At 67.9% G+C, this 12,216-nt stretch carries 12 protein-coding genes; 2 read left to right on the top strand and 10 right to left on the bottom strand.

Annotated elements, in window-relative coordinates; translation table 11 throughout:
* Window positions 1-30: 30 nt before the first annotated feature.
* The 4 genes from QE449_RS00600 to QE449_RS00585 are packed head-to-tail and all read right to left on the bottom strand — an operon-like array spanning window position 31 to window position 5,808.
* Window positions 31-1,746, bottom strand: coding sequence for a 6-pyruvoyl-tetrahydropterin synthase-related protein (locus QE449_RS00600; protein ID WP_307107997.1), 1,716 nt, complete (start codon window positions 1,744-1,746; stop codon window positions 31-33).
* Window positions 1,743-3,632: a galactan 5-O-arabinofuranosyltransferase gene (locus QE449_RS00595; RefSeq protein WP_307107996.1), complete on the bottom strand. Its 1,890-nt coding sequence runs from the start codon at window positions 3,630-3,632 to the stop codon at window positions 1,743-1,745. Before QE449_RS00595 ends, QE449_RS00600 begins: the two co-directional genes overlap by 4 nt.
* An 8-nt stretch (window positions 3,633-3,640) precedes the next feature.
* Window positions 3,641-4,405, bottom strand: a complete 765-nt coding sequence (locus QE449_RS00590; RefSeq protein ID WP_307107995.1) for a decaprenylphospho-beta-D-erythro-pentofuranosid-2-ulose 2-reductase — start codon at window positions 4,403-4,405, stop codon at window positions 3,641-3,643.
* Entirely contained in the window at window positions 4,402-5,808 is a 1,407-nt protein-coding gene (locus QE449_RS00585; protein ID WP_056443121.1) for an FAD-binding oxidoreductase, read from the bottom strand. The genes QE449_RS00590 and QE449_RS00585 overlap by 4 nt, the downstream gene beginning before the upstream one ends.
* Before the next feature lie 47 nt (window positions 5,809-5,855).
* Between QE449_RS00585 and QE449_RS00580 the strand changes: the two genes are divergently transcribed.
* Window positions 5,856-6,317 carry a GtrA family protein gene (locus QE449_RS00580; RefSeq protein WP_082544389.1) on the top strand — a complete coding sequence of 154 codons (462 nt, stop codon included), beginning with the start codon at window positions 5,856-5,858 and terminating at the stop codon, window positions 6,315-6,317.
* Between the two features lie 52 nt (window positions 6,318-6,369).
* Here the strand turns inward: QE449_RS00580 and QE449_RS00575 are convergent, their stop codons facing one another.
* Both QE449_RS00575 and rfbA read right to left on the bottom strand, forming a co-directional pair.
* Window positions 6,370-6,927, bottom strand: a complete 558-nt coding sequence (locus QE449_RS00575) for a dTDP-4-dehydrorhamnose 3,5-epimerase family protein (protein WP_056443125.1) — start codon at window positions 6,925-6,927, stop codon at window positions 6,370-6,372.
* A complete protein-coding gene (rfbA, locus tag QE449_RS00570) occupies window positions 6,924-7,799 on the bottom strand; it encodes a glucose-1-phosphate thymidylyltransferase RfbA (protein ID WP_307107994.1) in 876 nt (291 codons plus the stop codon). The genes QE449_RS00575 and rfbA overlap by 4 nt, the downstream gene beginning before the upstream one ends.
* A gap of 57 nt (window positions 7,800-7,856) precedes the next feature.
* On the opposite strand from rfbA, the gene rfbB reads away from it, so the two are divergent.
* The gene (gene rfbB / locus QE449_RS00565) at window positions 7,857-8,861 is read left to right on the top strand and encodes a dTDP-glucose 4,6-dehydratase (protein ID WP_307107993.1); all 1,005 of its coding nucleotides are present in this window, start codon (window positions 7,857-7,859) and stop codon (window positions 8,859-8,861) included.
* Here the strand turns inward: rfbB and QE449_RS00560 are convergent, their stop codons facing one another.
* The 4 genes from QE449_RS00560 to QE449_RS00545 are packed head-to-tail and all read right to left on the bottom strand — an operon-like array spanning window position 8,862 to window position 12,209.
* Window positions 8,862-9,710, bottom strand: coding sequence for a glycosyltransferase (locus QE449_RS00560; protein WP_027506551.1), 849 nt, complete (start codon window positions 9,708-9,710; stop codon window positions 8,862-8,864).
* Between the two features lies 1 nt (window position 9,711).
* Window positions 9,712-10,185 carry a GtrA family protein gene (locus tag QE449_RS00555; RefSeq protein ID WP_231476428.1) on the bottom strand — a complete coding sequence of 158 codons (474 nt, stop codon included), beginning with the start codon at window positions 10,183-10,185 and terminating at the stop codon, window positions 9,712-9,714.
* A gap of 60 nt (window positions 10,186-10,245) precedes the next feature.
* Window positions 10,246-11,187 (bottom strand): NAD(P)-dependent oxidoreductase, encoded by a 942-nt coding sequence (locus tag QE449_RS00550; RefSeq protein WP_027506553.1) that lies wholly within the window; start codon window positions 11,185-11,187, stop codon window positions 10,246-10,248.
* Window positions 11,184-12,209, bottom strand: a complete 1,026-nt coding sequence (locus QE449_RS00545) for a glycosyltransferase (protein WP_027506554.1) — start codon at window positions 12,207-12,209, stop codon at window positions 11,184-11,186. Before QE449_RS00545 ends, QE449_RS00550 begins: the two co-directional genes overlap by 4 nt.
* Window positions 12,210-12,216 lie beyond the last annotated feature (7 nt).

Raw genomic sequence — 12,216 nt, 5'->3', positions numbered from 1 at the left:
CGAGACCCGCCCCGCCAGAATCCGCGACCGTCAGCGGACGTCCCACACGTACGTGCCGTCGATCTCGGTGGCGGTGCGACCCAGCAGATCGTCGACGGTGTCGCGCAGTGCGTCCTGGTTCTCGGTCGGGGGCAGCATCACCACGTCGGCGTCCCAGAACGCGAGGTCCTCTCGCGCCGTGCGTCGCTGATCGTCGTTCAGTGTCGGGACGATGCCGGTGCGTCCCGCGGTGCCGAGCAGCTTCGCGGTGGGTCGATCGATCGCGCCGTACTTCGCCTCCCCGTCCGGTTGTCCGCTCGGTCCGACGAAGTAGCCACCGGCGATGCGGTACTCGAGCCCGGTGTCCACCTGCCAGCGCAGCGCTGCGGCGGTGCCGGGATTCGGGACCGGCACGGTGACGATCGATCCCGGGTCGTCGGTGTCGACGTACTCGCGCCACGTCCCGTCGGCCAGGAACGACGGGGTCTCTCCCCGGTCGGCCGTCGGCAGCGGTGTCGGTGCGAGGGGGACGAGTGCGGCGGCGAGAGCGCCCGTCCACACCACGGCGACGCGGCGCGACGCGGGTGCGGTCAGGACGTGATCGGTGACCATCGCGATCAGCAGCGCCATGGCCGGCACCGCGGCCAGTACGAACCGGGTCTCGAGGACGGACTGCAGGAGCGGGATCCGGTCGAGGTACTCGCCGGGCAGGGCGATGCCGGTCTCCGTCCCGTCGATCACGAGGGCGACGCCCAGTGAGGCGACGCCGAGGATCAGGATCGACACGAAGGCGGCCACCGCGATCGGACGACGGCGCAGCACCACGGCGGAGACCACGACGAGAAGCAGCAGCGGGATGCCGAAGTACGCGTTCTGCTCGGTGGGGTTCAGGGCGACGTCGTCCATCGGAAACGCTGCACCCCAGAGCGACTGGGGCGGGAACCGGACGAGTGACACCAGATCGTTCCCGGGCAGATTGTGGTCGAGGTAGCTGTAGTGCTGTCGCCCGCGGAACTGCCACCACAGGGGTACCGCGACGAGCACCGCTGTCAGCAGTGCGGCACCCAGCACGGGCAGGGCCGCGTGCCGGATCATGGGGACGATCCGGCGCGGCCGGAACACCCAGTACAGCACCGTGAACAGGGCGACGGCGACCGCGAAGACGAGGAGCGGCTCTTCGCCGAGCATCACCTGCCACGCCACCAGGAGACCCAGGACGACGGCGTGACGGCGACGGCGAGTGTTCTCCGCGTCGGCCATTCGGACGAGCAGATACAGGATGAACGGCAGCACTCCGAGCACGACGAAGTTGGGGTGGGCGTTGGCGTGCGAGATCATGCCCGGCGCGAACCCGCAGAGGAGCCCGCCGAGACCCGCGGCCGCACGTGACCGGATCACGGTGCGAGAGAACAGGAAGTACCACCCGTAAGCGGTGGTCGCCAGCCCGAGCGTCAGGGCGAGGGTGAACGTGGCCGCCGGTCCGAAGGCCAGAGTGATCGGTGTCAGAGGTACCGACAGGCCGAGCATCGCGGTGTTGGCCATCATGTTCACGCCGTCGGGCGCGTTCTGCAGGTCGGAGAAGAACGGGTTGTCGAGATGGGTGACCGAACGGGCGGTCACGGCGAAGAACCACTCCCACATGGTCTGGTCCTGGCCGCTGAAACGGAGGTACTGCGACTGCAGGTGCTGCCACTGGTTGTGCAGCACCAGCACGGACAGCAGCGTGTAGACGGTGGCAGCGAGGAGGTCCGCCCGGCGGGCGGTCACGTGCGCACGACGAGGACGAACGGACCGATCTCGCGGATCTCGAACCGAGGGTCGTCGAACAGCGACTCGGGGTAGGAGACGGTGTAGCGGCGCACGTTCGGATCGTTGGGGTACACGTCCTCCGCGAGACGCAACGTGTAACCGTCGGCGCCGCGGCGGAAGAGGAACGCGTCGGGGGCGCGCCACGGCAGGGCATCGAGGGCGGCGATCAACTCGTCGCTGCTGCGCAGATCGCTCCACGACTCGATGGCGTCGGCGCGGGCGGCGAACTCGGCGAGCGGGTTCGCGTAGTGCGACGTCAGCCCCTGGAACCCGAAATACGGGTGGTACGCGAGGAACGTCGTGTCCGAGGTGAGCAACACCGTGTCGGTCCGCGGACCGGGCCGCGCCTCCTGGAGTGCCGCGTCGACCTCGCCGTAGTACGACACGGCGCTCGGTGGTCTCTGATCGGCACGGACTCCGTCGCCGTCGGTGTCCGTGTACGCCACCGTGATCTCGTTCTGCAGGACGTGGGGGATGTCCTGGGCGAAGGCGACGGCGCCGACGATCCCGACCGCGACGGAGACGGTTCGGACCCGGGGCGACTCACTCGCCACCAGGTACAGCGCCCGAGCGCCCTCCACGAAGCCGAACACGCCCGCGGCGCCGAGGATCAGCACCAGCACCGCCTCGAGTCGGAAGCCGAGCAGGGTGGTACCCGCGACGGTGGCGAGCATCGACAGCAGGCACCACCCGTAGACGGCGACGACGCCGAGACCCAGGGCTTGCGCACGGCGAGAATCACGGACGCGCACCACGATCCACAGAGTGCCGACGAGGCACAGGGCGCCCGTGAGGGTGAACTGCGCCATCGGGAAGGGCAGCTCGGACCCGGACTCCGGCAGGTAGTGCAGAGCGGTACCGCTCTCCGCCGTGCTGCCCGTCAGCGACGCGAGCAGGTACGGCGCCCAGACGGTGAGCGCGAGCAGCCCGGAGATGCCTGCGATGACGACGAGGCGAAGTGCCGGGTCGAGCAGCACTGCGAGGGAACGGTTCTCCCGATAGCGCAACACCGCCGCGACCACCGCCATGAGCACGACGGTGAAGGCCGCGATACCGAGATAGAGGGTGTAGACCGTCGCGGCGACACCGAGGAACAGGCCGGTGCCGACGACGGCTCCCCATCCTGCGCTGCGCGTCGACCCCGGGCGATGGAGTGCACCCCACGCCAGGATCAGCACGGGCGGGATCATGACTGCGATCGTGGCGCCGTAGGCCTCGGGTGAACCGTAGGCCAGCATCAGGGCCGTCACGCCGAGCGCGGCCAGTACTGCCAGGTCCGCCCGAACAAGACTGCGCCACAGCACGAGCGAGACCACGGCGGCGACGGCGAGGGACGCGATGGCGTAGGGCTTGTAGGCCTCCCACCCGGCCGTACCGAGCGCGTCCGCGACCCGGCCACCGACCCAGAACCACCCCGCGGGGTAGTACGGCGGGAGGTCGGCGTAGGTCATGTCGGCCAGTGCCGGCGAGTCGGTGAGGCGAGTGAGGTACTCGGTGCGGAACTCCTGATCCACCGAGATGCCGAACAGGTACAGCTTCGTGGCGGCCAGCGGCATGCCGAGTGTGACGGTGACGAATCCGGAGAGGCCGATCCACGACAGCAGGGTCGCGACACGGGGGGAGCGGCGCAGCCGGAGCATCACCACCGACGCGGCCAGCACGGCGAGAGCAGCCACCTGCCCGACCGTCGCGACCGCGCGAGTCACGTTGGAGGAGTTGAACGCCGGCCACTGCACCAGGGAGAAGGCGTACAGACCGACCGCCGCCACCGCGGCCGCGACGACTGCCGCGGCGACGGCCTCTGCGCTGGTACTCAGAGCCGTCCGCATGACTCTGTTCGGCATGGCCCTGCTCAGATGGGGAGTTTGCGGAAGATCGGACGCGGGACGTGCCGCAGCGCCATCATGACGAAGCGGAAGGGCCCCGGAGCCCACACCAGATCCTTGCCCTTGCGGGACGCGGACACGGCCAGTTTGGCGATGTCCTCCTTGTCCACCGTCAGCGGTGCTTCCTTGACGTGCTCGCTGAACTTGGTGCGCACCATGCCCGGACGGATGACGGTGACGCGAGGTCCGAACTCGCGCAGGGCTTCCCCGAGGCCGAGGTAGAACCCGTCGAGTCCGGCCTTGGTGGAGCCGTAGACGAAGTTGGAGCGGCGCACGCGCTCGCCCGCAACGGAGGACATGACGATGATGCGGCCGAAGGCCTGCGCCTTCATCTTCTCGCCGAGGAGCACACCCACCGACACCGACGCGGTGTAGTTGATGTTGGCCGTGAGCACGGCCTTGTTCTGGTCCTGCCACAGCAGTTCCGGATCGAAGTCCACCGCGAAGGCCACGATCGCGACGTCGACGTCACCCTTGGACCAGGCCTCGTCGATGACCTTCGGGTGCGACGCGGTGTCGAGCGCGTCGAAGTCGATGACCTCGACGGACTTGGCGCCCTTGGCCGTCAGCTGAGCGACGGCCGCGTCACGCAGGGGATCGTTGGGCAGCGCCGCGAGAATCACGCGAGCCGAGGATGTCGAGAGGTACTCCTCGGTGATCGCGAGGCCGATCTCGCTCGTGCCACCCAGTACGAGAATGGTCTGCGGGTCGCCCACAGCATCGATCGTCACAGCAGTTCCAACCTTCTGGCCATATCCGAGGCGAAGACGCCTGTGGGGTCGACGGATCGCCGAACGGCGATCCACTCGTCGATGCGCGGGTACATCGCGTGGAACGTGTCCGCGGACGTCCGGGAGTCCTTGGCTGTGTAGAGCCGTCCGCCGAACTCGAGCACCCGCCGGTCGAGGTCCGCGACGAACGCGCCGAGACCCTCCTTGATCGGGAAGTCGACGCAGACGTTCCAGCCCTCGATCGGAAAGCTCAATGGCGCTTGGTTTCCCGGCCCGAAGAGCTTGAAGACGTTGAGGAACGAGTAGTGCCCCGAGCGCTGGATGTCGTGAATGATCTTCTTGAACTCGCCGACGGCCTGCGGCGGCACCACGAACTGGTACTGCAGGAATCCGGCCGGGCCGTAGGCCCTGTTCCACTCCCCGAACATGTCGAGCGGGTGATAGAACTGCGTCAAGTTCTGCACCTTGCCGCGGTAGGTACCCGACTTGCGGTACCAGAGCTCGCCGATGGGTCCGAACGTGTACTTGTTCGCGAGGCCGTTGGGGAACACGTCGGGGAAGGTCAGCAGCGGCTTCGCGCTGAAGCGCAGCGGATCCTTCTGCAGCTTCGCCGGCAGCTGGTCCAGGGTCGCGAGCGATCCGCGCGACAGCGCCGCACGTCCCAGCTTCGGCGGACCCGAGATGGCGTCGAACCAGGCGCTCGAGTAGTCGTATCGGCTCTCGCTGCCGTCGCTGTGGATCGCGATGGTCTCGTCGAGGCTCGCCGTCACGTCGCCGTCGGCGATGAAGTACGCGGTCTCGGTCGGCGTCATCTCGATGGTCGCCCGCAGGATGATGCCGGTCAGGCCGTTTCCGCCCACCGTGGCCCAGAACAGCGGCGCGTCGTCGCCGTCGGGCGTGATGTGGCGGACTGTGCCGTCCGCGAGCAGCAGCTCCATCGAGCGCACGTGATTGCCGAAGCTGCCGGCGCTGTGATGGTTCTTGCCGTGGATGTCACACCCGATGGCGCCGCCGATGGTCACCTGACGAGTGCCGGGGAGCACGGGGACCCACAACCCGAACGGCAGTGCCGCACGCATCAGCTGGTCCAGGCTCACTCCACCGTCCACATCGACGATGTGCGTCTCCGCGTCCATCGAGTGGATGCGGTTCAGTGCGCTCATGTCGACGACGAGCCCGCCGCCGTTCTGCGCGTTGTCACCGTACGAACGGCCGAGTCCGCGGGCGATGACGCCGCGCCGCAGATGGGACGGCTTGCTCTCGTTCTGCTCCGCGACCCGGAGGACGGCGGCGGCCACGATCTCGGGATCGGATGTGGTCAGCACCTGCGCCGTGGTGGGCGAGGTACGTGCCCACCCGGTGAGGGTGCGCGCACTGGTGGGTGGCAATTCGGTGATGGACATCGTTCGTCAGGTTACAGGCAGTGAGAGGGCCAGTACGCTGACGCTCTGTGTCATCAGACGATCACCAGCGCCTTCCTCTGCCCGTCGAGATCCCCGTCACGGAGAACACCGCCGACGACGCGCTGGATCTGCGGACCCAGATCGTCCGGTTCCTCGTCACCGGGGTGCTGTCGGCCGTCGTCGACTTCTCCATCACCATCGCGCTGCAGTACGGCCTGGACGTGCAGCTCTCGCTGGCCAAGGCCGCGGGATTCGTCGTGGGCACCACCGTCGCTTACCTGATCAACCGGCGCTGGACGTTCGCGGCACCGCCGTCGCGGGCGCGGTTCGTGGCCGTCGTCGTCCTGTACGCGGCGACGTTCGGTGTCCAGAACGTGCTGTACACGCTGTTCGGGCACCTGTGGCCCGAAACGATCCTCTACAGCGCCGCGGCGTTCGTCATCGCGCAGGGCACCGCGACGGTGATCAACTTCGTGGTCCAGCGAGCGGTGATCTTCAAGCTGCGCTGACGCGCCCGTGCGCCTTGTGCGCATCCAGGGATACGCGAAAGGCGCACGGGGGCTACGCCCAGTCTGCGAACGCGGGTGCTGCGGCGTCCTTGTCGGAGAGTTGGTAGGTCAGGGGTGTGCCGTCGCGGCCGTGGGTGGGCCAGTCGATGGCGAGGTCGGGGTCGAGCGGGTGGATGTCGCGGTCCGCTCCGGGGGTGTACTCGAGGCTGCACAGGTACATCACCGTGGAGTGGTCCTCGAGGGAGAGGATCGCGTGCCCGAGCCCGACGGGCAGGTACACCGCGCGGCGGTCGACGTCGTCGATGAGCACCGAGTCCCAGGTGCCGTACGTCGGTGAGTCCTTGCGGAGGTCGACCACGACGTCGAGGAATGCGCCGCGGGTGCAGGTGACGTACTTGGCCTGCCCGGGTGGGTCGACGGTGACGTGGATCCCGCGAAGCACGCCTGCGGCGGAGACCGAGCAGTTGGCCTGCAGCAGTTCCAGGGGGTGCCCGACGGCGGCGGTGAAGGCGGAGTCCTTGTGCCATTCGAAGAACACCCCGCGGTCGTCGCCGAACTGGCGGGGAGTGAATTCGAACGCCCCGGGGACGCGCAGTTCGCGGAAGCTCACGGTCGGTGTCCTCTCTCGAGCAGGTCCAGCAGGTATGCCCCGTATCCGGACTTGAGCAGTGTCTGCGCGCGGGCGCGCAGGTCGTCGTCGGTGATGAACCCGCGTCGCCACGCCACCTCCTCGGGGGCGCCGATCTTGAGTCCCTGGCGTTGTTCGATGGTGCGCACGTAGTTGGAGGCGTCGAGGAGTGATTCGAAGGTGCCGGTGTCGAGCCACGCGGTCCCACGCGGCAGCACCTGCACCTGCAGGGTCCCCGCCTCGAGGTAGTGGCGGTTGACGTCGGTGATCTCGTACTCCCCGCGAGCGGAGGGGGCGAGGTCGCGGGCGATGGCGATGACGTCGTTGTCGTAGAAGTACAGCCCCGGCACCGCGTAGTTCGACCGCGGGTGCGCCGGTTTCTCCTCCAAGGAGAGGGCGGTGCCGCGCTCGTCGAACTCGATGACTCCGTATGCGCTGGGATCGGAGACCTCGTAGGCGAACACCGCGCCGCCGTCGACGTCGGCGAACCGGCTCAACTGCGTGCCGAGGCCGGGGCCGTAGAAGATGTTGTCCCCCAATACCAACGCGGCGCCCTCGGTGCCGATGTGCTCGGCACCCAGCACGAACGCCTGCGCGAGGCCGTTGGGTTCGTGTTGCACCTTGTAGGTCAGCGAGATGCCGAACTGGGAGCCGTCACCGAGCAGCCGCTGGAACTGCTCGGCGTCCTGCGCGGTGGTGATGATCAGGATGTCGCGGATCCCGGCGAGCATCAGCGTGGTCAGCGGGTAGTAGATCATCGGCTTGTCGTAGACGGGCACCAACTGCTTGCTCACGCCCTGAGTGATCGGATGCAGCCGCGACCCCGTGCCACCGGCCAGAATGATTCCTCGCATGATGGTCGAGTCTTTCAGACTGCGCTTCGCGCCGCTCTCCCACGTAAAGTGCCGCCCATGAGAATGCTCGTGACCGGCGGCGCCGGGTTCATCGGCGCGAACTTCGTGCACCTGACCGCTCGCACCCGCCCCGACATCGAGATCACCGTCCTCGACGCCCTCACCTACGCCGGCAACAAAGCCTCCCTCCAGCCTGTCGCCGACCGCATCACCTTCGTCCACGGCGACATCACCGACACCGCCCTCGTCGACCGCCTCGTCGCCGACACCGACCTCGTCGTCCACTTCGCCGCCGAATCCCACAACGACAACTCTCTCGGCGACCCCTGGCCGTTCGTGCACACCAACATCGTCGGCACCACCACCCTCCTCCAAGCGGTCCGCACCCACGACGTCCGCTACCACCACATCTCCACCGACGAGGTCTACGGCGACCTCGAGCTGGACGACCCCGCCCGGTTCACCGAGAACACCCCCTACAACCCCTCCTCGCCGTACTCCTCCACCAAGGCCTCCAGCGACCTGCTGGTGCGAGCCTGGACCCGATCCTTCGGCGTCCGCGCCACCATCTCCAACTGCTCCAACAACTACGGGCCCTACCAGCACGTCGAGAAGTTCATCCCCCGCCAGATCACCGGCGTCCTCACCGGCATCCGCCCCAAGCTCTACGGCGCCGGACTCAACGTCCGCGACTGGATCCACGTCGAGGACCACAACACCGCCGTCTGGACCATCATCGACAAGGGCGCCCTCGGCCAGACCTACCTCATCGGCGCCGACGGCGAGGTCGACAACCGCACCGTCGTCGAGACCATCCTCGAACTCTGCGGCCACGACAAGGCCGACTTCGACTTCGTCACCGACCGCCCCGGCCACGACCTGCGCTACGCCATCGACAGCACCCGCCTGCGCACCGAACTCGGCTGGACACCCCGCTACTCCGACTTCCGCAGCGGACTCGCCGCCACCATCGACTGGTACCGCGACAACGAATCCTGGTGGGCGCCGCAGAAAGCCGCGACCGAAGCGGCCTACGCATCGGCCGGCGAACGGACGCTCTGATCAGACGGGTTCCGGCGGCTGGTGCGTGATGCGCCGCCGCAGCAGCACGTACACCGCGCGGCGCAGGAACGACGTCACGAGCGCGCGAGCATTACCGATACGAACGTCGTTCTCGGACAGCAGGTCCGGGTAGGCCGCGCGCAGTTTCCGATGGAATCCCGCGGCCTGCCCCGCCTGTTCCCGCGCCAGGCGCACGCTCCACTGCCCGGCATTGATGCGGAACGCCGCGAGCGACGAGCGGATGGCCACCACGTCACCCTTGAGTGCGACCTCCGTGAAGGTCGCCTGATCGATGAGGAACGGGTGGTCGTTGTCCCACCAGCCGATGTCGGCGAGGGCGTCTCGTCGCATCAGGACGCATCCCGGCTCACCGAAGATGTTGGAGCCGGCGAGCACCGCGGTGCGTGCGGCCGTGCGTCCGTCGACGAGGCCGGACAACTTTCCCAGTCCACGCGTGGCGATGATGGTCTTGCCGGCGGCGTCGACGAGCGTGCGTTGCGACGCCACCAGGACGGCCGACGGGTGCGCGTCGAACGCGGCGACCTGGTCGGCGATCGACGTCTCTGTGATCGTGTCGTCGCCGCACACGAGTTTGATGAGCTCGCCCGTGGCCAGTCGACTCACTCTGTCCCAGTTGCGTTTCGCACCGCCGCCTGCCTCCGTGTGCTCGACCCGGATGCGATCGTCGTCGTAGCGGGCGATGACGTCGAGGGTGGAGTCGGTCGACGCGTGATCGGCGATCACCAGCTCGAAGTCTCGGTAGGTCTGACTCAGGATCGACTCGATGGTCTCGCCGATGAAGTCGGCGTTGTTGTACGCCGGGACCACGATCGACACGCGGGGTGCCATGTCAGGAACCTTTCACCGAGGACGAGCGCTTGAACGAGAAGTCGCGGTAGCCGAAGAAGCTGATGCAGGCGGTGAGCAGTGTGATGACCAGCTGTGACGGGATGGGTGCGAATCCGAGTACCGAGACGGCCACGGTCATCGCGGCGAGGTTCACCGCGAAGGCCCCGGAGTTGACCACGACGAACCGCCAGAAGTCGCGAAGCACGTGTCCCCGCACCCGGAAGACCAGGTAGCGATTCGTGCAGAAGGCAGTCAGCACATTGCACAGGTAGCCGAGCACGATCGCGGCGTGATAGCCGAGCGTGTCACCGATCGCGAGCTGCCAGACGATGAACCAGACGGTGCCGAGCACCGTGTTGAAGCCGCCCACCAGGAGAAAGACGAGTCCTTGGTTGCCCATCAGGCGGAGGAGCGGGCCGACCGGCTGCGCGTCCACGACGACACGGTCGTCGTCGGCAGGTTGATCGGCGGTCACCACGGCAGTGTCTCAGCAGCGTTCACCGTGGCACAAACTCGCGGACCCGCTCCGGGCTCGTCACCCGCGGTGGCCGGCGAGGAGCGAGGACCGGATGGACTCCAGCGTCGAGGCGATGCCGGCGGGCAGCGTGCGGTGAGTCCTGCGATCGATCTCGGGCCAGACGGTGGATCGAAGACGCAGGTCACGGCCCTGGAGCGAGGACAACGGGGAGGCGGCCTGGACGACGAGCGGCCGCCGACGGAAGACGGACCTGCACGCGCCGAGAATGGCGCCGATGGTGACGGCATTCCCCGAGGCGAAGATCTTGGTGACGGGCTCCGTGCGCTCCCGCGCGGCGACGTCCAGGGCGTCCGCCACCATCTCTGCCGCATCGGAGATGTAGAGGTAGTCGCGCAGGGTGTCGATGGGCACATAGATCGAGATGGGTGATGCCAGCAGGTACCCGCGGCACAGGTGGGAGATGAGTCCCTGCGGCTTCGACAGGTTCTGTCCCGGTCCGTACAGGTTGGCGAAGCGGCCGACCACCACCGACGCATCGGTGCGTCGACCGAAGTCCACCGCTCTCTGCTCGGCGCGTAGCTTCGCGTGGCCGTACTCGCCCAGCGGCGCGACCGCGCTCGACTCGTCGTGCGGTGCGTCGGGCGTGCCCGCGTAGACCCCACCGGCGGACGACGCATGGAAGACGGTGACAGGCTCCGGCCTCGGGACCGCATACGACTCGAGCTGTGCCAAGGCGTGCGCGAACAGGTCGTTCTCCCGGTCGAAGGCTGCGCGCGGCGTGCCGTTGACGCCTGCGCCCGCACACCACACGACATTGACGCGACGTGCGTCGGAGGTGGCCACCGCTCGCGCGCGAGAGGTGATCACGGTGCGCGCCGCGTCCTCGTCGAGCCACGGGATCATCTCGGTCACCACCCGGTGCCCACGACGGGCGAGTTCGGCGGAGACGGCCGAGCCGAGAAGTCCACCACTCCCGACGACCCAGGACAACGTCGTCACGAGAGGTCGGGGTTCTCGGCGTCCCGGTTCTCGGCGTCCGGGCTCGGGGACACCCGGTCGGCCCGACCCAGTGGCCCGGCAGCCGGATCGCCCACGATCAGATAGGGAGGCTTTCCCATCGCGGTCTTCACGTTGACGCCGACGTACTCGGCGACGACGCCGAGAGAGAACAGGGTGGCCCCGAATCCGAACAGCAGGACGACCATGGTGGACGCCCAGCCGCGGACCTCGGTGTCCGGGTCGAAGAACGTGTACACGACGAGGAGATAGGCGACCAGGACGAGACCGAGAACGGCGAACACCACCCCCAGCACGCTGACCAGACGCAAACCCTTGGTGCCGCTGGAGAGAACCATGCGCCAGAAGTGGGACAGCAGGGTCCGCAGGTTGTAGCCGGAACGCCGTCCCTGTTCCTCGCGCAGCGTCACCGGGCTGGTGGTCACACTGCCGGCGATCCACCCGAGTGCGACGTCGAGGTACGCCTCGGATCCGGCGTAGGCGGCCACCGACCGTCCGACCTCGCCCACGACCATGCGGAAGCTGCTGTACTGCACGGTGTTCTCACCGGCCAACGCCTTGGCGATGAGCCACTTCGAACCCTTGCTCGTCGCGTTGCGCCACAGTCCGTGCGGGGCGGGGTTGGTACCGCGGGCGTAGACGACCGAGGCCTGCTCGTCGAGTGCGGTGTCGAGAAGTCCGCCGATGTCGGCGGGATCGTGCTGCCCGTCCTCGTCCATCGTGACGATCCACTCGCCGCCACTCGAGGCCATGCCCGCGAGCGTCGCGGGGTGCTGCCCGAAGTTGCGACTGAGCCAGATTCCGCGGACGAACGAGTGACGGTCCGCCAGGTCTCGGATGACGGCCGCGGATCCGTCCGGGCCGTGGTCGAACACCAACAGGACCTCCTCGACCACCGCGAGTCGGCGACCGGGGGTCAGAAAGGGCCGGGTGAGGGTCTCGAGCTCGTCGGTCAACGGGCCGAGGGTCCTCTCACCCTGGTAGACGGGAACGATGACCGAGATCCGGTGC

Origin of the sequence: Rhodococcus sp. SORGH_AS_0303, from assembly GCF_030819335.1 — a bacterium.
In the GTDB taxonomy this organism is placed as follows: domain Bacteria; phylum Actinomycetota; class Actinomycetes; order Mycobacteriales; family Mycobacteriaceae; genus Rhodococcoides.
Note: the sequence above shows the minus strand (reverse complement) of the source record. Positions and strands in the feature narration are given on the sequence as shown.